The sequence below is a fragment of the Pseudomonas sp. 8209 genome, assembly GCF_028682105.1.
Taxonomy (GTDB): domain Bacteria; phylum Pseudomonadota; class Gammaproteobacteria; order Pseudomonadales; family Pseudomonadaceae; genus Aquipseudomonas; species Aquipseudomonas palmensis.
On the sequence record NZ_JANIAH010000003.1, the window covers coordinates 458,036 to 479,357 of the forward strand.

Sequence of the window (21,322 nt, forward strand, 5' to 3'; positions counted from 1 at the left end):
GGCCTGGCTGTGCCGCGGCAAACCAAAACTGAACAAGGATGATGTTATGGATAACTCGACTGTGTTTCCCTGCGCGGAAAAAAGCGCTGAATTCTTCAGCAACCTGGAAGTACCGGATCTTCAGCATTCGCCGCTGTCCATGCGCGGGCTGCTGGCCAGTGAAGGGCTCGATGACGAAGCGGGCGAAGTGGCACTGATGACCAGCGAAGGCCCGACGATTCTGACCTTTGCCGACAAGCTGTCGGCGGACAAGCGCCAGATGGCCAAGGACGCCACCCTGTTCGCCGAGATGGTGGCCAACACCTCGGGCAGTATTCAGGAGCAGCCCCTGCAATGGCTGGCAGCCTACCGGGAGGCCATGCTGCACGCCGGCTGGTTCATGACCAGTTCGGACCGTCAGAGCTACAACACCAGCAAGCGCGACATCACCATGGACAGCGTGGTGCTGGAAATCGTCGCCTCGGTGGCCGGTGGCAACGCAGCCGCCATGATCCCGCTGGTTTCCAGGGCCCTCGACAAGCTCAAGGGCGACGAGGACATGATCACCCTGTTCAACAACAACAGCACCGGCGCGAGCAAGGACAGTTGCCGCATTCTGCCGTGCCTTGAAACGGATAACGGCGAAGCCGTGACACTGTTCATCGGGCTTGAATACAACAAGCGTACCGACAAGGGCGGCGCACTGTTCTGGAAGTGGGACAACGAAACCATGGACATCACTCAGGTGGCCACCATGGTCAACTGGAACGAACGTGTCTATCAGCGCAACAAAGACGACATCCACGACTACATGGGTATTTCCTCGGATAACTTCTTCAGGAAAATCAAGAAGAAGTAATTCTACCGGCACCGGTGTCAAGGCGCCGGTGCCGCTATCCTCAAGGAGTCGAGGCATGGCAATGCAGTACGAGACATGGGTCAATGGTGCGCAGCTGATTTCATTTCCCGGCGGGTTGAGCGCACCGGACAGGGATGATGTACTGAACTCCCACTTGCTGGCGCAGGTGTCGGCCAACCAGGACGGCCTGGTCACCGCCAACCCCCGGGCCTGGTTCAAGCGCAATGTGGACGGCCTGGGCCAGCTCATGTGGAGCACCCAGACCGTGCAGTCCGATGTGTCCAGGTTCGCCGGCCTGGATGACCTGAGCATCGTCGCGCTGGTGACCAGGCACCTGAAGAAGAAGTTGCCTGCGGCCATCGTGCGGCAGATGACCGGCATGCTGGAGCAGATTTGCGAACTGGCCTACGAGCACCCGGCGCGCCAGCTGTTTCGTGCCCAGGTGCTCGCGCACAGCCAGGCCAGCCAGCGCACGGCGATCAACTTCCAGCTCAGTGCGTGTACTGCGCCAGACCAGGTGTTCAGCCTGTTTGTGAGCCTGGCGCTGGTGGTGCCGCTTCAGCAGGACTTTCTGCACCAGACGTTCTGCGGGGTCGACAGCCCGGGCGACGCGCTGTTCTTCTACAGCCACAAGCAGTTGTCGGTTGCGCGCTATGCGCGACTGCGCGACATGACGGTGGCAGCCCTGGAGGACGATGCCGTTGTGCTCAGGCGGGTGGTGCCGCAGGCCAAGGCCAAGGCCGACGGCTCGCTGCAAGGGGGCACCCATGACCTCCACTGAACGTTCGCAGGTGATCGGCGACAACCGGGTGTCGTTCGGTGAGGGCATGGACCCTGCCGACATGCAGGACATGATGGACCTGATGGTGTACGCCGAGATGTACGCCAGCAAAGCGGTTGGTCAGCATGCCTCGCCGCAGGCCTGGAATGAGTTCCACCATGCCTGCCTGCTGCGGCATGGTTGCCGCCTGATCAGCTTTCTGTCGTCGGTGTCCACGGCTGCCCACGACCTGGCGCAGGTGCGTGCCTTCGAGGTCACGGTGGTACAGCGGGACGCCGAGGTGCTGTTTCACCAGGTGATCAGCCAGTCGCTGCGCGACCTCGACCTGGAGACCAAGGCCCGACGCCACTTCGAGTCTTCGGCCATGCCCAGGCGCGACGTGGAGAAGGCCATGCACTGCAAGGTCACGCCCTGTTTCACCGATCGACGCAACCAGCCCATGCTGTGTTTCTGCGGGCTGGTGATGCGCTTTGAAGTGGACGTCGAACACGGCTTTCTGACCGATACCTACCGGCGCTACGTGACCCTGACGCCCCATGGTGGCTGCTACCTGTTCGATCGCCAGGCGTACGCGAGCCATCGCACGTTCGTACTGGCCCAGACCCGGGCACTCTCGGAAGGTTTCTTCCAGGACCGGTAGGGGCTAGAGCACCAGGTAGCCCTTGATCCCGGTGAAGATGATCTGCGCCGCCAGGGCGCACACGAACAGGCCCATCAGCCGGCTGACGATCTGCAGGCCCTGGTCGCCAAGCAGCCGTTCGATGCGGTGCGACAGAAACAGCACCAGGCCAACGGTGAAGCTGGCCAGAGCGATACTCACGATGGCCAGCAGCTTGTCGTCCCAGTGCGGCTGGCTGACGCCCATCACCAGCAGCGCACCGATGGTGCCGGGGCCGACGGTCAGCGGGATGGTCAACGGCACGATGGTCACGTCCTGCTGCACGTTGTCGGTGTTGACCGCCGACTTGCCCTGGGCCATGCCCAGCGCCGAGATGAACAGCACACTGCCGGCGCCGATGCGAAACGCGTCGGGGGTGATGCCGAAGATGCCGAAGATTGCCCGCCCGAACAGGTACAGCAACACGCTGGCGATCAGTACCGCCAGCGCCACGCGCCAGGCCAGCTGCTTGCGCTCCTTGCTGGAGTGGCCGCGGGTCAGGCTGATGAAGCAGGACAGGACGAAGAACGGGCTGTAGAGCACGAGCATCTTCAGGTAGACGCTGAACAACTCATGGAGCATGGCGTGGGCTCGCGGCAAAGGGGGCGTTGGGCAAGTGTATCAGTGGGGGACGGGCGCGTTGTCGGGCTGCTCGTGGGGCTTGCGGTGGGCCACCCAGTATTCGATCAGTTCGCGCAGTTGCGACAGCTCCACCGGCTTGGCCATGTGCCCGTCCATGCCGGCCTGGCGTGCGCGCTCCTTGTGCTCGGCCAGGATGTGCGCGGTCAGCGCCACCACCGGCGTGCGCGGGCGCAGGCTGACCGCCTCCCAGGCGCGCAGCTGCTGGGTGGCCGAGAAGCCGTCCAGCACCGGCATCTCGCAGTCCATCAGCACCAGGTCGTAGCGCTGCGCCTTCATGGCCTGCAGGGCTTCCTCGCCGTTGCTGGCGGTGTCGGGCTCCAGGTTGAGCTTGCCGAGCATGCCGCGGATCACCTTGGTGGAGATGTTGTTGTCTTCGGCCACCAGGATGCGGAAGTCGGCGGGCACGTCCAGCGGGGTGGCCAGGCTGGGCGGCTGCATGCCGAGCATCTGGCCCTTGCTGCGCTGGGCCAGTTCTTCGGCCAGGGTGGTCTTGAGGGTGTAGCCGGCCACGGGCTTGGCCAGGATGCGCTTGACCCCGGCGTTGCGGGCGATGACCTTGCTCGGCGCATTGGTGATGCCGGTGAGCATGATGATCAGGATGTCGTGGTTCAGGCTCGGATCTTCCTTGATCTTGGCGGCCAGTTGCATGCCGGTCATGCCGGGCATGTTCTGGTCGAGCAGCACGGCATCGAAGTAGTCGCGCAGGTGCGCCTTGGTGCGCAGCAGGGCCAGGGCTTCCTTACCCGAGGGCACGGCGCTCACGTTCATGCCCCAGGCGCTGCACTGCTGCACCAGCACCTTGCGGCAGGTGTCGTTGTCGTCCACCACCAGCACCCGGGCATCGCGCAGCGGGCCGTCGAGGTCGGCGGCGGGCTGTTCGAGGCGCTGCGGGTCCAGCGGCAGGGTCATCCACAGGGTGTTGCCCTGGTTGTGGCTGGTCTTGATGCCGAACTCGCCCTGCATCAGGGCGATCAGTTGCTTGGCGATCACCAGGCCCAGCAGGCCGCCAAGCTTGTTGCTCGACAGCACGTGCTCGCTGTGCAACTCGGCCTGCAGCAGTGCCTCGCGCTCGCTGGGCGGGATCGGTTCGCCGCTGTCCTGCACGGCCAGGCGCAGGCGCGGGCTGCTGCCGCGCTGGTCCAGTGCCACCACCAGCAGGATCTCGCCCTGCTCGGTCTTTTTCAGGGCGTTTTCCAGCAGGCTCAGCAGGGCCTGGCGCAGGCGCGTGGGGTCACCGCTGATGACCCGCGGCACCTGCGGCTGGGTGAAGCTGATCAGTTCGATGTTCTGCTGTTCGGCCTTGGCCCTGAAGATGCTCAGGCAGTCCTCGATCAGGGCGTTGAGGTCGAACTGCACGTCATCCAGCTCGATCTGGCCGGACTCGAGCTTGGAGATGTCGAGGATCTCGTTGATCAGGGTCAGCAGCTCGTTGCCGGCACTGTGGATGGTCTGCACATAGTCGCGCTGCTTGACCGACAGCGGGGTGCCCAGCAGCAGTTCGGTCATGCCCAGCACACCGTTCATCGGGGTGCGGATCTCGTGGCTGATGCGTGCCAGAAACTCTGCCTTGGCGTTGATTTCGGCGGTGCTGGCGGCCAGCTCGCGGCTGGCGCTGAAGCGCGCCTCGCTGATGCTGCGCAGGCGCTCGCCCAGGGCCATGTTAAGCAGAAGGCCGGTGAAGGCGGTGAACCCCAGCAGTATGAACAGCAGCCATTCGGTGGGGGTGCGGGTAAGGCCCAGCAGCGCCGGCAGCACCACCAGGCAGCCCAGGTTGAACACCAGCATGGCCAGGCTGAACAGGCGCGCCGGGGCGAAGCCGCGCACCCAGTGGCAAACGGCCGTGATCAGCATGCTCAGGCTGGCCAGGGCCACCAGCGCGTAGGTGGCCAGGTTCAACGGCAAGGTGTCGACGAACAGCAGCAACAGGCCGCCGATGGCGATCAGCAGGATCTCGCCTTGCAGCAGGCGGGCCAGGCGCGGCTGCTGCAGGGGGGCGAAGAAACGCAGGGTGAAGGCCAGCCCGCAGAGGCTGGCGAGCAGGGCAGTGAGGTAGGCGGCCGGGGTCTGCGAGGTCTGCCAGAGGTTCCACGGCCCGCTCAGGTTGAGCAGGATCAGCGCGCTGAGCAGCATCAGGCTGTGGTAGCCGGCCAGCCACAGGCTGCTGGTGGAGCGCGAATAGCCGAAGCGCACCAGGTTGTGCAGGATCAGCATGCCCATGCAGCCGAACAGCAACCCGAACAGCAGTGGCTGGCGCTGGTCGGCGGCGGCGCTCACGGCGGGCATCAGGCTGATGCCGGGCCGCAGCTGGTGCTCGGAGACCAGCCGCAGGTAGAGGTCCTGGGCCTGGTCGCTGCTCGGCACCGCCAGCAGGTGATCGTTGGTGGTCAGGCTCACCGGGCCGTTGGTGTCCGGGCGGCCGTTGTGGGACTGCTCGATCAGCCGGGCGCCGTCGACCACATACAGGTTCAGGTGCGACAGGTCCGGGGCGAACAGGCGCAGTACCTGTTCGGGCTGGTGTGGGGGCAGGTGGTAATGCAGCCAGAGCGCCTGCTGGGGCTCGGCGGCATCGAGCTGGTTGAGCTCGATGGGACTGAACTGGTTACGGTAACGCTCGGAACGGATGTCGCTCAGTTGCAGGTTGGCCTGATCGTCGAGCAATACCGACCACCCACTGCCCGAATCGGCCGTGGCCGGGAACAGGCAGAGCAGAGTCAGCAGGCTGACGGTGAGTCCAATGGCAATCCTGAGCCAACGCACGAGATATCCCTTCCTAGCCAAATGCCGGTTTGCAACTATGCGCGGCGTGCCAAGCCGAAGGCAAGGCCCCTTTGGAGCCTTGCCGTGTCAGCTTACTCCTGGTGCTCGCCACGTTCACGGGCGATGGCGCGGTAACCGATGTCGGTGCGGTAGAAACTGCCGTCCCACTCGATTTCGGCGGCCAGGCGGTAGGCCTGCTGCTGCGCGGCTTCGACGGTCTCACCCAGGGCAGTGGCACACAGTACGCGACCACCGCTGGTGACCACCTGGCCGTCCTTGAGGGCGGTACCGGCATGGAACACCTTGCCGGTGAGCTTGGCTGCGGCGTCCAGGCCGCTGATCGGTGCGCCCTTGGCGTAGTCGCCCGGGTAGCCGCCGGCGGCCAGTACAACGCCCAGGCTCGGCTGCGGGTTCCACTGCGCTTCGACCTTGTTCAGGGCCTTGGCGAACGCCGCTTCGATCAGCAGCACCAGGCTCGATTCCAGGCGCAGCATCACCGGCTGGGTTTCCGGGTCGCCGAAGCGGCAGTTGAACTCGATGACCTTGGGGTTGCCGGCCTTGTCGATCATCAGCCCGGCATACAGGAAGCCGGTGTACACGTTGCCTTCGGCAGCCATGCCGTTGACGGTCGGCCAGATCACCTGGTCCATCACGCGCTGGTGGACTTCGGCAGTGACCACCGGGGCTGGCGAGTAGGCGCCCATGCCGCCGGTGTTGGGGCCGGTGTCGGCGTTGCCGACGCGCTTGTGGTCCTGGCTGGTGGCCATCGGCAGCACGTTCTGCCCGTCGACCATGACGATGAAGCTGGCTTCCTCGCCGTCGAGGAACTCTTCGATGACCACGCGCGAACCGGCGTCGCCGAAGGCATTGCCGGCGAGCATGTCGCGTACCGCGTCCTCGGCTTCAGCCAGGGTCATGGCGACGATCACGCCCTTGCCCGCGGCCAGGCCGTCGGCCTTGATCACGATCGGTGCGCCTTTTTCGCGCAGGTAGGCCAGGGCCGGCTCCACTTCGGTGAAGTTCTGGTAGTCGGCGGTCGGAATCTTGTGACGGGCCAGAAAGTCCTTGGTGAAGGCCTTGGAGCCTTCCAGCTGCGCCGCGCCCTTGGTGGGGCCGAAGCAGTCCAGGCCGCGGCTGCGGAACAGGTCGACCACGCCGGCCACCAACGGGCCCTCGGGGCCGACGATGGTCAGGGCGACGTTCTTCTCGGCGAAGTCGGCCAGTTGGTCCAGGGCGGTGACGTCGATGTCGACGTTCTTGCACTTGGCTTCGGTGGCGGTGCCGGCGTTGCCGGGGGCGACGAAGACAGTCTCGACGCGAGGGTCCTGGGCAACTTTCCAGGCCAGGGCGTGTTCGCGGCCGCCGCTACCGATGATCAAAACGTTCATGTCAAAACCTCGATGACGCTAATTCGGATGAGTGCTGTTCTGTGCAGGTCATTGCAAGAGCGAGGTCCTGTGGGAGCGGGCTTGACCCGCGATGGGGGCCACGCGATCAGGAAGTACCGCGTCGCTCGCATCGCGGGTCAAGCCCGCTCCCACAGGGATATGTCTGCACCTTTTCTGTTGGTCAGTGACGGAAGTGGCGCATGCCGGTGAACACCATCGCGATGCCGGCTTCGTCGGCCGCGGCAATCACCTCGGCATCACGCATCGAACCGCCCGGCTGGATCACCGCAGTGATACCCACCTTGGCCGCGTTGTCGATACCGTCGCGGAACGGGAAGAACGCATCCGAGGCCATGACTGCACCCTGTACCTGCAGGCCGGCATGCTCGGCCTTGATCGCGGCAATGCGCGCCGAGTTCACGCGGCTCATCTGGCCGGCGCCGACACCGATGGTCTGGCGGTTCTTGGCATAGACGATGGCGTTGGACTTGACGTACTTGGCCACTTTCCAGGCGAAGATCAGGTCGTGGATTTCCTGCTCGGTCGGCGCACGCTTGGTCACCACCTTCAGGTCGCCCTCGGTGATCATGCCGATGTCGCGGCTCTGTACCAGCAGGCCGCCGGTGACGCGCTTGTAGTCCCAGGCAGCGGCACGCTCGGCCGACCACTGGCCGCACGCCAGCAGGCGCACGTTGGCCTTGGCGGCCACCACGGCGCGGGCTTCTTCGCTCACGCTCGGGGCGATGATCACTTCGACGAACTGACGCTCGACGATGGCCTTGGCGGTTTCGGCATCCAGCTCGCGGTTGAACGCGATGATGCCGCCGAAGGCTGATTCGGTATCGGTGGCGTAGGCCAGCTCGTAGGCCTGGCGGATGCCGCCCTCGGCGTCCGGGCTGACGGCCACGCCGCACGGGTTGGCGTGCTTGACGATCACGCAGGCCGGCTTGACGAAGCTCTTGACGCATTCCAGCGCGGCGTCGGTGTCGGCCACGTTGTTGTACGACAGCTCCTTGCCCTGCAGCTGGGTGGCGGTGGCGATGCCGGCCTCGCTCGGCTTGGCCTCGACGTAGAACGCCGCGCTCTGGTGCGGGTTCTCGCCGTAGCGCATTTCCTGGGCCTTGACGAACTGGCTGTTGAAGGTGCGCGGGAACTGGCTGCGGTCTTCGGTGCTCAGGGTGTCGGCCGACTGGTTCACGGTGCCCATGTAGTTGGCGATCATGCCGTCGTAGGCGGCGGTGTGCTCGAACGCCTTGAGCATCAGGTCGAAGCGCTGGGCGTAGGTCAGGCCACCGGCCTTGAGGCTCTCGAGTACCTGGCCGTAGTCGCTGGCGTTGACCACGATGGCCACGTCCTTGTGGTTCTTGGCCGCCGAGCGAACCATGGTCGGGCCGCCGATGTCGATGTTCTCGATGGCGGTCGGCAGGTCGCAGCCCGGCTTGGAGATGGTGGCTTCGAAGGGGTACAGGTTGACGGCGACCAGGTCGATCGGCTTGATCCCGTGCTCGGCCATGATGGCGTCATCGGTACCGCGACGGCCGAGGATGCCACCGTGGATCTTGGGGTGCAGGGTCTTGACCCGGCCGTCCATCATTTCGGCAAAGCCGGTGTAGTCGGCAACTTCCACCGCGGCGACGCCATTGTCCTGGAGCAACTTGAAGGTGCCACCGGTGGACAGGATCTCGACGCCGAGCTGTTGCAGCTCACGGGCGAATTCGAGGATTCCGGTCTTGTCGGAAACGCTGATCAAGGCGCGGCGGATCGGCAGGCGGGTAGTCTGGTCGGTCATTTCAGATTCCATAACGCGGTGGAGTCAGCAAAAAAGGCGACCTCATCGAATGGGAGCCGCCTTTTCTGGTGTGGATTCGTTGTTACAGCAGATCGTACTGCTTGAGCTTCTTGCGCAAGGTGCCCCGGTTGAGCCCCAGCAGCTCGCTGGCCTTGGTCTGGTTGCCCTTGACGTAGTTCATCACGCTTTCGAGCAAGGGTGCCTCGACTTCAGAGAGCACCAGGTTGTACACGTCCGTGACAGCAGCGCCCTCGAGGTGCGCAAAGTAGTTGTGCAGCGCCTTCTCCACGCTCCCGCGAAGGGTCTGGCCCTCTTCGCTCGGGGTGTTCAGGTGCTGTTTCAGGTTGACGTTGTCGCTCACGGGCGTTGTTCCACTCACTAAAGTCTCGGTCATCATCGTCATGCGGCCACCCCTTGTCCGTCCTCTGTCTCAAGGCTCTGTTCACGTTCGCGGAAAAACTCGCGAACGTCGGCGCACTGCGCGTGTGTTTCTTCCAAACCATTGAAGCGGGCGCGAAACTCCCTGGCGCCCGGTAACGTTGCCAGGTACCAGCCCACATGCTTGCGGGCGATACGCACACCCATCACATCGCCATAGAAGGCGTGCAGCGCGGCCAGGTGCTCCAGCAGAATTCGTTCCACTTCAGCCAACTGCGGTGCCGGCAACAGCTCGCCGGTGCGCAGGTAGTGCTCGACCTCGCGAAAGATCCACGGCCGCCCCTGGGCGGCGCGGCCGATCAGCAGGCCGTCGGCGCCGGTGGCGTCGAGCACCTGTCGGGCCTTTTGCGGCGACGTGATGTCGCCATTGGCAAATACCGGTATCGACACCGCCTGCTTGATGGCGGCGATGGTGTCGTACTCGGCGTCGCCGGTGTACAGGTCGGCACGGGTGCGGCCATGTACGGCCAGTGCCTGAATGCCTGCCTGCTCGGCGATCTTCGCCACGGTCAGGCCATTCTTGTTGTCCCGGTCCCAGCCGGTGCGGATCTTGAGGGTAACGGGTACGTCCACGGCGGCGACCACCGCCTGGAGGATCTCGTTGACCAGTACTTCATCCTTCAATAAAGCAGAGCCTGCAGCTTTGTTGCAGACTTTTTTTGCCGGGCAGCCCATGTTGATATCGATGATCTGCGCGCCGGCCTCGACATTGGCCCGGGCCGCGGCCGCGAGCATCTGCGCGTCACCGCCGGCGATCTGCACCGAGCGGGGCTCGGGATCGCCATCGTGAATCATGCGCAGGCGCGACTTGCGGCTGTTCCACAGGCTCATGTCGCTGCTGACCATTTCGGACACCACCAGGCCTGCGCCCATTCGTCGGCACAGCTGACGAAAAGGCTGGTCCGTGACCCCGGCCATCGGGGCAAGGATCAGGGCGTTCTGCAGTGTGTATGGGCCGATGCGTACCGCCGACATAGGAGTTCCCTGTTGTGGGGGCCGATCTTAGAGTTCGAAAAAGGGTGGGCATGATACCCGCTCTCGGTGACCGGATAAAGGTCGATCTGGATAAAATATGAACAGTTTGAGCGGCAAGCGACAAGCTTCAAGCCCCAGCCAAAAGCAGGAGTGGCGTGATACCGCGCTTTTCTCTTGCCGCCTGAAGCTTGCCGCTGGTCGCTGGGTTTACTCCGGCGAGCGGAAGCTCAGGCTGTAGTTGACCGCCTTCGGGCCCGGATCGAGGATGTCCAGGGCGATGTGGATCGGGGTCTGGCTGGGCATTTCGGCCTTGCCGGCCAGCTCGCCGCTCAGGTACTCGCCGGGCTTGAAGCGACGGCTGGCGATCAGTTGGCCGTTGAGGTCGGCAAACCGCAGCTCCAGCAGCGGGAATGGCTGCGAGAAGGGCGCACGATTGTAGATGATCGCGTCCACGATCAACGCGCCGGCAAAGTCCGGGTGGCTGCGGACCACCAGGTTGCTGCTCTTGATGCGGGCGATGTCGACCTTGGAAGGCACTTCGCAGCCCAGTTGCGGGCACAGCTGCTGGAACCAGGGGCGGTACTGGTCCTGGCGGGCCAGTTCGTCGAAGTGATAGGCGATGTACTGGCCAGCCAGTGCCGCGCCAGCCAGCAGAGTCAGCAGCGCCCACAGCAGGCGCCGGCCCCAGTGGCTGCGCGGCTTCTGCCAGTCGAGCTGCAGCGGGTCGTCGACGATGTCGACCAGCGCCGGCTTGCGTGGCGAGCGTGCGGCCATCGGGCCAAGGTCGGGTTCGTGGCGGGTATTCGGGGCGTCGTCGAACGCCGGGTCCGGCGCGTCGGGCTCATCGCCCGGGTCGCGTGCCGAAAGGTGCTCGGCCACCACGTCGGGGTCGTGGAGGGGCTGCTCGCGCAGCGGGGGCTCGTCATCCAGGCCGTCCAGGTCCAGCGACAGCGAGGGTTCGGTGCGCTCGCCCGGCAGCGCCACGGTAGCCGGGACGGGTTCGTCGACCAGCGGCGGCTGCGGCGTTGCCTGGGCTTCGCGTTCGTCGGCCGGGCTGCTGAACAGGCTGTCGGTGTACGAGGTGTCGTCCGGGCCGTCGCGCTGGGCGCTGAGGCTGTCCTCGCGGCGTGGCGCCAGGTCGAAGTCTTCGGCCTGGCTGCGCTTGAACTCGCTGATCGGCTGGATTTCGCGTTGCTCCAGGCGGGCGAGTTCCTGGTCGAGGTCCAGTTGGTCGAGGTCGACGTCCAGCGCGCTGGCCGTCCATTCGCGCTGGCTGATCGGCGCGGGGGCCGACGGCGCTGGCTGCGGTGCATGTTCGGGTTCGGCCACCGGCGCAGGCAACGGCGTTGCCGGCGGCAGCGCGGGGGCGACCTGCAGCGCCTGTTGCGCTGCACTCTGCTCCAGCAGCTGCTTGGCGGCGTTGAATACCTGCAGGCAATTGCCGCAGCGCACTACCCCGCGGGCCACACTCAATTGAGTGTGGCTGACGCGAAAGCTGGTCTGGCAATGCGGGCACTGGGTGACGAAACTGTCGGTCATGCGGCGGTCCGGGTTGTGCAGAGTTGTAGTCTAGGCGCAGTTAGCGCCGGCGACCACTGATGCGTACCCAGCCATCGCGCACGGCGATCGGGTCCAGGTCGAAGTCCTTGGCGTAGGCGGCGGCCACTTCATCGCCCTGTTCGGCGAGGATGCCCGACAGCGCCAGCAGGCCGCCGGGGCGTACCAGGCCGGACAGCTGCGGGGCCAGCGAGACCAGCGGGCCGGCGAGGATGTTGGCCACCAGCACGTCGGCCTGCATGGCCGGCATGTCCTGGGGCAGGTACAGGTCGAACAGCGCGTCGGCGATGCCGTTGCGCCCGGCATTGTCGCGCGAGGCCTCGATGGCCTGCACGTCGATGTCGGTGCCCACCGCCTTGCGTGCGCCCAGCAGCAGGGCGGCGATGGCGAGGATGCCCGAGCCGCAGCCGAAGTCGAGTACTTCAGTGCCGTTCAGGTCCTGGCCGTCGAGCCATTCCAGGCACAGGGCGGTGGTCGGGTGGGTGCCGGTGCCGAACGCCAGGCCCGGGTCGAGCAGCAGGTTGACGGCGTCCGGCTCGGGGGCGGCGTGCCAGCTGGGCACGATCCACAGGCGCTGGCCGAAGCGCATGGGCTGGAAGTTGTCCATCCAGCTGCGTTCCCAGTCCTGGTCTTCGATCACTTCGGCCTGGTGCTCGGGCAGGGCGGCCCCGGTCAGCAGTTGCAGGTGGGCAAACACTGCCTCGGGTTCGGCGTCGGCTTCGAACAGGGCCAGCAGGTGGGTGTGCGACCACAGCGGGGTGGTGTTGAGGTCCGGTTCGAAGATCGGCTGGTCTTCGGCGTCCATGAAGGTGACGGAGACGGCGCCGACTTCGAGCAGGGCATCTTCGTAGGTTTCGGCTTGTTCCGGGCTGATGGCCAGACGTACTTGCAGCCAGGGCATGGCGGGCACCTTTGGGTAATTCGTGGAGGGCAGCCGCTGGGGGCTGCGCGAAGCGCGCCAGTTTACTTGAGTGCGAGGGGTTTGTATCGGGGGCGCTGCAGTGTCTGTACTGGCGTGATTGCGGGTCAAGCCCGCTCCCACAGAGACGGCAGTGATCCCTGTGGGAGCGGGCTTGACCCGCGATCGGGCTGCAGAGCAGCCCTCGAGACACAAACCGGTGCTGGTCAGTGCCCGCGCAAAAACGCCAGCAGCCGCGCATTGACCTGCTCGGCCGCTTCCAGCTGCACCATGTGCCCCTGGCCCGGCAGTATCGCCACCTCGGCTGGCAGGCCGTCCACATGGGTGGCCGGGATGATCGCGTCATCGCTGCCCCACAGCACCAGCGTCGGCTGCTGCGCCACCACCGGGCGCAGGTCGTGACGCTGCACGCCGTCGCTGGCCAGTGCGTCGGCCAGTTGTCGCAGGGCCTCGTCCACCCCCTCCAGGCGCTTGAACCTGAGCATGTCCTCGAGCATCTGCCGGGTCACCAGCCCGGGGTCGGAGAACAGCTGCGTCATCTGCGGCTTCAGGGCGTTGCGGTTGGCCGCCGCAACGATGCCCTGCAGGTAGCCGCCATTGATCTCGCGCCCCAGCCCGGCGCTGGCGATCAGGCTCAGCGACTGCACCCGCGCAGGTGCCAGCCGCGCCAGGTTCAAGGCCACCGCACCACCCATGGAGTGCCCGGCCAGGTTCACGCGCCCCAGGTCCAGGTGATCGAGCAGGGCCAGCACGCTCTGGCTCAGCTCATCCAGGTCGCCGCGTTGCAGGTGCTTGCCCGACTCGCCATGCCCGGGCAGGTCGAGGGCGATCACCCGGCGCTCGGCGGCCAGCGCCGGGTGGTTGAACATCCAGTTGTTAAGGTCGCCGCAGAAGCCGTGGATCAACACCAGCGGCGTACCGCCTTCGCCGAGGTCGAAGTAGCGCACCCGGTGCCCGTCCAGCTCGACTTTCTGCGGCGCCGGGCCGCTGTCCTGCTCGGCGCCGTCACCAGGCACGAAATCGGCCTGAAAGCGCTGCACCACCGCATCGATCTGCGCGTCGCTGGCCTCGCCCTCGACCACCACGGCCAGCAGCGCCCCCACTGCCAGGGTCTCGTCGGGCCGGGCGATCTGACGGCGCAGCACGCCGCTGAACGGGGCCTCGACGCTGCTGGAGATCTTGTCGGTCTCCACGTCCAGCACCTCGTCGCCCTTGCTGATGTGCTCGCCTTCCTGCTTGAGCCAGGTGTCGATGCGCCCCTCGGTCATCGACAGGCCCCACTTGGGCATGGTCAGGGTATGGATCTGGCTCATGCCGCGTCCCTCCCTTTCATCACTGTGTGCACGGCAGCCTCGATCTTGGCGGCGGTGGGGATGTAGAGGTCTTCCAGCGCGTCGGAGAACGGCACCGGGGTGTGCGGCGCAGTGACCATCTCGATCGGGCCCTTGAGTGCGCCGAAGGCTTTCTGCGCCACCAGCGCACTGATGTCGGTGGCCATCGAGCAGCGCGGGTTGGCTTCGTCGATCACCACCAGGCGGCCGGTCTTTTCCACGCTTTCGAGAATGCTGTCTTCATCCATCGGGCTGGTGGTGCGCAGGTCGAGTACCTCGCAGTCGATGCCCTGGCGCGCCAGGTTGGCCGCCGCCTCCATGGCCAGGTGGACCATGCGCCCGTAGGTCACCAGGGTGATGTCGTCGCCGTCACGCAAGAAGTTGGCCTCGCCGAACGGCACGGTGTAGACCTCTTCCGGCACTTCGCCCTGCAGGCTGTAGAGCAGCTTGTGCTCGCAGAAGATCACCGGGTCGTTGTCGCGGATCGCCTGGATCAGCAGGCCCTTGGCGTCATACGGCGACGACGGGCACACCACCTTCAGGCCCGGGATGTGGGTCCACAGCGAGGTGAGCATCTGCGAGTGCTGGGCGGCGGCGCGCAGGCCGGCGCCGACCATGGTGCGCATCACCAGCGGGGTGACCGCCTTGCCGCCGTACATGTAGCGAAACTTGGCTGCCTGGTTGAGGATCTGGTCCAGGCAGCAGCCGGCAAAGTCGACGAACATCAGTTCGCACACCGGGCGCAGGCCCTGGGTGGCGGCGCCGACCGCTGCGCCCACATAGCCGATTTCCGATAGCGGCGCGTCCAGCACGCGGCCGGGGAACTGCCCGTAAAGGCCCTTGGTGACGCCGAGCACACCGCCCCAGGCGTCATTCTCGCCCGGTGCACCGGCACCGCCGGCGACGTCCTCGCCAATGATGAACACCGTGGGGTCGCGGCGCATTTCCTGGGCCAGGGCTTCGTTGATGGCCTGCTGGTAGCTGATTTTTCTCGCCATGATGATTCTCCGATTGTTCTTGTTGTAAGGGCAGCGTGCTCAGGGGTAGGCGACGTACACGTCGCTGAGCAGGTCGGCAGGCTGGGGCTTGGGGTCGGACTTGGCGCGGCGCACGGCGTCTTCGATCAGGTCCTCGACCTGGGCATCCACCAGGTCCAGCTGGGCGTCGCCGAGCAGCCCGGCGCGGGTGGTGCGCTGGCGGAACTGCATCAGGCAGTCGCGGGTTTCGCGCAGGTTCTTCACCTCGTCCGGGGCGCGGTAGGTTTGCGCGTCGCCTTCGAAGTGGCCGTAGTAGCGGGTCAGCTTGACCTCCACCAGCGACGGGCCCTGACCGCTGCGGGCACGCTCGATGGCGGCGCCGGCCGCCTCGTGCACGGCAAAGAAGTCGTAGCCGTCGATGGTCACCCCGGGCATGCCGAAGCCGGCGGCGCGGTCGGCGATGTGGTCGCACGCCACCGACCAGTTGGAGGCGGTGGCCTCGGCGTAGCCGTTGTTCTCGGCCACGAAGATGCACGGCAGGTTCATGATCGCGGCCAGGTTCATGGCCTCGAACACCGCACCCTCGTTGGAGCCGCCGTCGCCGAAGAACACCACGGCCACGTCATCGGTGCCCTTGAGCTTGGCCGCCAGGGCAGCGCCGGCCACCAGGGGCGCGCCGGCGCCGACGATGCCGTTGGCGCCGAGCATGCCCTTTTCCAGGTCGGCGATATGCATCGAGCCGCCCTTGCCGCCGCACACGCCGGTCTTCTTGCCGTAGATCTCGGCCATCATGCCGTGCACGTCCACGCCCTTGGCGATGCAGTGGCCATGGCCGCGGTGGTTGGAGGCGATGCAGTCGCTGTCGCGCAGGTGCGCCATGACCCCGGCGGCCGACGCCTCTTCGCCGGCATACAGGTGCACGAAGCCTGGGATCTCGCCGGTGGCGAACTCGATGTGCAGGCGCTCTTCGAAGGCGCGGATGGTGCGCATGACCCGGTAGGCATGCAGAAGTTGCTCGGTGTTCAGGTGAGTGGACATCTTGTTGTTCTCCAGGGTTGTCTCAGCACTGAGGGTGCGCAGGGTGTCGCGGGTGTTCGCGGCCTACCGCCAGCAGGCGATGGCGGGCGGCGAAGGCCAGTACGGCCTCCACGTCGATGCTCAGGGGGCCGTGGGCGTCGAGGGTGACGGTGGGACGGTCGTGCTCGCTGAACTCGATCTCGCGCTCGCCGTCCAGCGCCAGGGTGCCGCTGGACAGGCTCAGGGAGTAGGCGACGCCCGGTGCCAGCGGGCCGGCGGCGGTGATGCCGCAGCCTTGCACCAGGCCAGGGGCCAGCGGCGCCAGCAGCGCCTGTTCGGCCTGGCCGTTAAGACGTACCCAGGCGCCTTCGGCGGCGTGGCGCGACACCGGGCACCACAGCCCGCACAGCGCCGAGAGGCCGATGGCATGGGGTTCGGCGAAGGTGGCGAAGACTTCGGCAAGGTCTTCGGCGCGGCTCAGGGCGCGGGCGCCGATGAAGCGCTGCGGCGACACCGCGACTTCCACCAGCGCCCATTCGCACAGCTCCCGCGCCGGGTCGCGCACCAGCAGGCGCTTGTTGCGGCGCAGGCCCACCTGGGCCGGGATGCGCCCGGCGGCGAACAGCCCGCCGGCCAGCCCGGCGCTGGTGGCCTCGCGCAATTCGGGGAAGGCGTTGTTGGTACCGGTGGAAAGGGTCAGCAGCGGAATGTCGCCGACCTCGGCGGCCACCGCCTTATGGGTGCCGTCGCCGCCGAGCACGGCGATCAGTGCGACCCCGCGGGCGAGCATCTGGCGCGCGGCCAGGCGGGTGTCCTCCACGGTCTGGCGCAGCGGCATGTCGAGGATGTCCAGTTGCGGCCAGCGCTGGCCGGCGGCCTGCGGGCCGTTGCTGGCCTTGAGCACGGCGGCGGCGATGCCGGTCATGTCCGGCGGCAGCAGCACGCGCCGGATGCCGGTGGCGGCGAAGGCGGCCAGCAGGCGTTGCACGGCCGAGGCCTTGTCGGTGCTGGAGTACAGGCCGGCGCTGGCGGTAAGCCTGCGCAGGTCGCGGCCCGAGGCCGGGTTGACGATGATGCCCACGGTGGGGGCGGGATGGCTCATGGCGCACCTCTGGTTCTTGTGTACCAGGGCTGGAGCAAGGGTGGTGCCAGGTTGGGTGAAAGGCTTGACCCAGAGCCTTTGTGCAGCATTGCAGGGGCGTACTCGCGGGGTGTCGGCAAGACGCTGCGTTGCAGTGCGGGCAGCGCAGCGGCGAGACACCGAGACGCTGCGTCTCACGGCGCCGCTTGCCCAGGCGGTGCTTGTCGGGGCCTGGCAAACGGCGCTTAATGGGCCGCATAACGACAAGAACACGAGAACCGGAGGCCCCATGCTTGCCGCGAACTCCAGAGCCCACGTCGACTGTGTCAGCCGTGTGCTCAAGAATGCCGACCGCCAGCCCCAGGCGCCGGTACCGCCGTTGATCCTCGATTCCTGGCGCCGCTCGATGGAGCAGCACCGCCTCGACCCTTCCTCGCAGCAAGGGCCGCGCATCCTGTCGCAAACCCTGCTCAACGAATGCCGCGAACGCGCCGAGCTGTTCATGCGCATTGCCAGCGATGCGGTGGCGCGCCTGCACGAGCGGGTGCGCGGGGCCGACTACTGCGTGCTGCTGACCGACGCGCAGGGTCGCACCATCGACTACCGCGTCGACGCCGCGCTGCGCAACGACTGCCGCAAGGCCGGTCTGTACCTGGGCACCTGCTGGTCGGAAGGCGAGGAGGGCACCTGCGGAGTGGCGGCGGTACTGACCAGCCAGGTGCCGGTCACGGTGCACAAGCGCGATCACTTTCGCGCCGCGTTCATCGGCCTGACCTGCTCGGCGGCGCCGGTGTTCGACCCGCAGGGCAAGCTGCTGGGGGTGGTCGACGTGTCGGCACTGCAGTCGCCGGACGACCGGCGCAGCCAGCACCTGATCCGCCAACTGGTGGTGCAGACCGCGCGGGAGATCGAGAACGCGTTTTTCATGCACAACGCCCAGGCGCATTGGGTGCTGCGGGCGCACAGCGCGCCGGGGTATGTGGACAGCCAGCCGGACTTTCTGCTGGCCTGGGATGCCGACGGACGCCTGCAGGCGCTCAACAGCCTGGCGCGCTCGGCATTGCTCTCGCGCTACGGCGAGCTGCCGGCGCATATCGGCCAGCTGTTCGACCTGGACCAGTTGCGCGCGGTGACCGACGAGTCGGCCCAGCGCCTGAGCTGGAGCGCCGATGGCGATGCGCTGCATGTGCGGGTCAGCTCGCCACAGCGTCCGGCGCGGGTGGTGCCGGTGCCGGGCGGGGTGGATGCACGGGTGGAGGAAAGCCTGCGCCTGGCGGTGCGGGTCAAGAACTGCAACCTGGCGGTGCTGGTGGTGGGCGAGACCGGTGCGGGCAAGGAGGTGTTCGCGCGCCAGCTGCATGAACGCAGCGCGCGGGCCGGCAAGCCGTTCGTGGCGCTCAACTGCGCGGCGATTCCCGAGAGCCTGATCGAGAGCGAGCTGTTCGGCTATGTGGCCGGGGCGTTTACCGGGGCCTCCAGCAAGGGCATGCGCGGGCTGCTGCAGCAGGCCGATGGCGGCACGCTGTTTCTCGACGAGATCGGCGACATGCCGCTGGCCTTGCAGACCCGCCTGCTGCGGGTGCTGGCCGAAGGCGAGGTGGCGCCGCTGGGTGCGGCCAGGCGCGAGCGTGTGGATATCCAGGTGATCTGCGCCACGCACCGCGACCTGGCGGCGCGGGTGGCCGACGGGCGCTTTCGCGAAGACCTGTACTTTCGCCTGGCCAATGCGCGCTTCGAGCTGCCGCCGCTGCGCGAGCGCAGTGACCGGCTGGCCTTGATCAACCGCTTGCTGGCCGAGGAGGCGGCCGGTTGCGGGGTGGACGTGGGCTTGAGCGAGGCAGCGCTGGAGTGCCTGCTGGGGTATCGCTGGCCGGGTAACCTGCGCCAGTTGCGCCAGGTGCTGCGTTACGCCTGCGCGGTGTGCGCCGGTGGCACGCTGCAGTTGCAGGACCTGCCGGCGGATGTGCGCGGGGCGCAGGTGCAGGGCCAGGTGCAGGCCAGCATGAGCCCGCAGCGCCAGGTGCTGCTGGAGGCGCTGGTACGCCATCGCTGGAAACCGGGGGAGGCGGCCAAGGCGCTGGGTATTTCGCGGGCCACCTTGTACCGGCGGGTGCATGCGCATGGCATCGAGATGCCGCGCATGGGGCAGCATTAGGCGGCGCGCCTTCGCCGGCAAGGCCGGCTCCTACAGATTCGACGTTCCCCTGTAGGAGCCGGCCTTGCCGGCGAAGAAGGCAACACAAAAAAAAGACCCCGGCACCAGGCCGGGGTCTTTTTCACATCACACCTGCATCACTCGTCGTTGGCGAGCTTGTGTTCCAGGTAGTGAATGTTCACGCCACCTTTGCAGAAACCTTCATCGCGCACCAGCTCGCGGTGCAGCGGGATGTTGGTCTTGATGCCGTCGACGACGATCTCGTCCAGCGCATTGCGCATGCGCGCCATGGCTTCGTCACGGTCCTTGCCGTAGGTGATCAGCTTGCCGATCAGCGAGTCGTAGTTCGGCGGTACCGCATAGCCACTGTACAGGTGCGAGTCGACGCGAACGCCGTTGCCGCCCGGTGCGTGGAAATGCTTGACGGTACCCGGGCTCGGAATGAACTTCTTCGGGTCTTCGGCGTTGATCCGGCACTCCAGCGAGTGACCGCGAATCACCACGTCATCCTGGGTGAACGACAGCTTGTTGCCAGCGGCGATGCTGAGCATCTCCTTGACGATGTCGATACCGGTGACCATCTCCGAAACCGGGTGCTCCACCTGAACACGGGTGTTCATTTCGATGAAGTAGAACGCGCCGTTCTCGTAGAGGAACTCGAAGGTGCCGGCACCACGGTAGCCGATGTCGATGCACGCCTTGACGCAGCGGGCGAAGACTTCCTGGCGGGCCTTTTCGTCGATACCCGGGGCTGGCGCTTCTTCCAGCACCTTCTGGTGGCGGCGCTGCAGCGAGCAGTCGCGGTCACCCAGGTGCACGGCGTTGCCCTGGCCGTCGGACAGTACCTGGACTTCCACGTGACGCGGGTTGGTCAGGAACTTCTCCAGGTACACCATCGGGTTGCCGAAGGCGGCGCCGGCTTCGCTGCGGGTCAGCTTGGCCGAGGCGATCAGGTCCTCTTCCTTGTGCACCACGCGCATGCCGCGACCACCACCGCCACCGGCGGCCTTGATGATCACCGGGTAGCCGACTTCACGGCCGATGCGCAGGGCTTCTTCCTCGTCTTCCGGCAGCGGGCCGTCGGAACCCGGAACGGTCGGTACGCCGGCCTTGATCATCGCGTCCTTGGCCGACACCTTGTCGCCCATCAGGCGGATGGTGTCGGCCTTGGGACCGATGAAGGCGAAGCCGGAGTTCTCGACCTGCTCGGCGAAATCGGCGTTTTCCGCGAGGAAACCGTAGCCTGGGTGAATGGCGGTGGCGCCGGTCACTTCAGCGGCTGCGATGATCGCCGGGATGTGCAGGTAGGAGTGGGTGGCCGAAGCCGGGCCAATGCATACCGATTCGTCGGCCAGGCCCAGGTGCATCAGCTCGCGGTCGGCGGTGGAGTGCACGGCGACGGTCTTGATGCCCATCTCTTTGCAGGCGCGCAGGATCCGCAGGGCAATTTCCCCGCGGTTGGCGATCAGGACTTTTTCCAACTTGGCTGGCATCGTTGGTTCTCCGCGGTTCAAACGATGGTGAACAGCGGCTGGTCGTACTCAACCGGCTGGCCGTCTTCTACCAGAATGGATTCGATCACACCGCTGGTTTCAGCTTCGATGTGGTTCATCATTTTCATGGCTTCGACGATGCACAGGGTGTCGCCTTTCTTCACGGTCTGGCCGACTTCGACGAAGGCAGGCGAGGTAGGCGAGGCTTTGCGGTAGAAGGTACCGACCATTGGCGAGCGGGCCACGGTGCCGTTGAGCTTCGGCGCGGCTGGCGCTTCGGCGGCAGCCGGGGCAGCGGCGGCCACAGGGGCGGCGGCCGGTGCGGCAGCCATCGGGGCTGGCGCGTAGTACTGCTGGGCCGGGGTCTTGCTGTGGCGGCTGATACGGACGGACTCTTCGCCTTCCTTGATCTCCAGCTCGTCGATGCCAGACTCTTCCAGCAGTTCGATCAGTTTCTTGACTTTACGGATATCCATTAATCATCAACTCCCAAGGGTCGGTCAGGGTCGTATAAACGTGAATGTTA

At 66.1% G+C, this 21,322-nt stretch carries 18 protein-coding genes; 4 read left to right on the plus strand and 14 right to left on the minus strand.

The features are described 5' to 3' along the window. The first annotated feature begins 46 nt into the window (after positions 1–46). The 3 genes from NP552_RS08850 to NP552_RS08860 are packed head-to-tail and all read left to right on the plus strand — an operon-like array spanning position 47 to position 2,259. Positions 47–838: a hypothetical protein gene (locus NP552_RS08850; protein WP_058541565.1), complete on the plus strand. Its 792-nt coding sequence runs from the start codon at positions 47–49 to the stop codon at positions 836–838. A 55-nt stretch (positions 839–893) separates the two neighbouring features. Next, on the plus strand, positions 894–1,619 hold the full coding sequence (locus NP552_RS08855; RefSeq protein WP_274096644.1) for a hypothetical protein: 726 nt from the start codon (positions 894–896) through the stop codon (positions 1,617–1,619). Then, positions 1,606–2,259 carry a hypothetical protein gene (locus NP552_RS08860; RefSeq protein ID WP_043860476.1) on the plus strand — a complete coding sequence of 218 codons (654 nt, stop codon included), beginning with the start codon at positions 1,606–1,608 and terminating at the stop codon, positions 2,257–2,259. The genes NP552_RS08855 and NP552_RS08860 overlap by 14 nt, the downstream gene beginning before the upstream one ends. A gap of 3 nt (positions 2,260–2,262) precedes the next feature. Here NP552_RS08860 and NP552_RS08865 read toward each other — a convergent pair whose 3' ends face one another. The 12 genes from NP552_RS08865 to NP552_RS08920 form a co-directional block, all read right to left on the minus strand. After that, positions 2,263–2,859, minus strand: a complete 597-nt coding sequence (locus tag NP552_RS08865; RefSeq protein ID WP_043860475.1) for a MarC family protein — start codon at positions 2,857–2,859, stop codon at positions 2,263–2,265. Between the two features lie 39 nt (positions 2,860–2,898). Beyond that, positions 2,899–5,676 (minus strand): hybrid sensor histidine kinase/response regulator, encoded by a 2,778-nt coding sequence (locus tag NP552_RS08870; protein ID WP_043860474.1) that lies wholly within the window; start codon positions 5,674–5,676, stop codon positions 2,899–2,901. Between the two features lie 92 nt (positions 5,677–5,768). Continuing rightward, positions 5,769–7,064, minus strand: a complete 1,296-nt coding sequence (purD, locus tag NP552_RS08875; RefSeq protein WP_043860473.1) for a phosphoribosylamine--glycine ligase — start codon at positions 7,062–7,064, stop codon at positions 5,769–5,771. A 181-nt stretch (positions 7,065–7,245) separates the two neighbouring features. Beyond that, positions 7,246–8,853: a bifunctional phosphoribosylaminoimidazolecarboxamide formyltransferase/IMP cyclohydrolase gene (gene purH, locus NP552_RS08880; RefSeq protein WP_058541562.1), complete on the minus strand. Its 1,608-nt coding sequence runs from the start codon at positions 8,851–8,853 to the stop codon at positions 7,246–7,248. Positions 8,854–8,935: 82 nt separating this feature from the next. After that, positions 8,936–9,256, minus strand: coding sequence for a DNA-binding transcriptional regulator Fis (gene fis, locus NP552_RS08885; RefSeq protein WP_003186237.1), 321 nt, complete (start codon positions 9,254–9,256; stop codon positions 8,936–8,938). Continuing rightward, on the minus strand, positions 9,253–10,266 hold the full coding sequence (gene dusB, locus NP552_RS08890; protein ID WP_043860471.1) for a tRNA dihydrouridine synthase DusB: 1,014 nt from the start codon (positions 10,264–10,266) through the stop codon (positions 9,253–9,255). The genes fis and dusB overlap by 4 nt, the downstream gene beginning before the upstream one ends. 207 nt (positions 10,267–10,473) lie before the next feature. After that, the gene (locus NP552_RS08895; protein WP_058541561.1) at positions 10,474–11,805 is read right to left on the minus strand and encodes a DUF3426 domain-containing protein; all 1,332 of its coding nucleotides are present in this window, start codon (positions 11,803–11,805) and stop codon (positions 10,474–10,476) included. Between the two features lie 40 nt (positions 11,806–11,845). Next, positions 11,846–12,724, minus strand: a complete 879-nt coding sequence (gene prmA / locus NP552_RS08900; protein WP_043860469.1) for a 50S ribosomal protein L11 methyltransferase — start codon at positions 12,722–12,724, stop codon at positions 11,846–11,848. A gap of 224 nt (positions 12,725–12,948) precedes the next feature. Continuing rightward, the gene (locus NP552_RS08905) at positions 12,949–14,055 is read right to left on the minus strand and encodes an acetoin dehydrogenase dihydrolipoyllysine-residue acetyltransferase subunit (RefSeq protein ID WP_274096645.1); all 1,107 of its coding nucleotides are present in this window, start codon (positions 14,053–14,055) and stop codon (positions 12,949–12,951) included. Next, positions 14,052–15,071, minus strand: coding sequence for an alpha-ketoacid dehydrogenase subunit beta (locus NP552_RS08910; protein WP_058541559.1), 1,020 nt, complete (start codon positions 15,069–15,071; stop codon positions 14,052–14,054). Before NP552_RS08910 ends, NP552_RS08905 begins: the two co-directional genes overlap by 4 nt. Before the next feature lie 39 nt (positions 15,072–15,110). Then, positions 15,111–16,088 carry a thiamine pyrophosphate-dependent dehydrogenase E1 component subunit alpha gene (locus NP552_RS08915; RefSeq protein ID WP_043860466.1) on the minus strand — a complete coding sequence of 326 codons (978 nt, stop codon included), beginning with the start codon at positions 16,086–16,088 and terminating at the stop codon, positions 15,111–15,113. A 22-nt stretch (positions 16,089–16,110) separates the two neighbouring features. Then, positions 16,111–17,169, minus strand: a complete 1,059-nt coding sequence (locus NP552_RS08920; RefSeq protein WP_274096646.1) for an ATP-NAD kinase family protein — start codon at positions 17,167–17,169, stop codon at positions 16,111–16,113. Between the two features lie 268 nt (positions 17,170–17,437). On the opposite strand from NP552_RS08920, the gene NP552_RS08925 reads away from it, so the two are divergent. Then, the gene (locus NP552_RS08925) at positions 17,438–19,303 is read left to right on the plus strand and encodes a sigma-54-dependent Fis family transcriptional regulator (RefSeq protein ID WP_100632887.1); all 1,866 of its coding nucleotides are present in this window, start codon (positions 17,438–17,440) and stop codon (positions 19,301–19,303) included. Positions 19,304–19,440: 137 nt separating this feature from the next. Here the strand turns inward: NP552_RS08925 and accC are convergent, their stop codons facing one another. Beyond that, the gene (gene accC / locus NP552_RS08930; protein WP_043860463.1) at positions 19,441–20,796 is read right to left on the minus strand and encodes an acetyl-CoA carboxylase biotin carboxylase subunit; all 1,356 of its coding nucleotides are present in this window, start codon (positions 20,794–20,796) and stop codon (positions 19,441–19,443) included. Between the two features lie 17 nt (positions 20,797–20,813). After that, a complete protein-coding gene (gene accB / locus NP552_RS08935; protein ID WP_043860462.1) occupies positions 20,814–21,272 on the minus strand; it encodes an acetyl-CoA carboxylase biotin carboxyl carrier protein in 459 nt (152 codons plus the stop codon). Positions 21,273–21,322 lie beyond the last annotated feature (50 nt).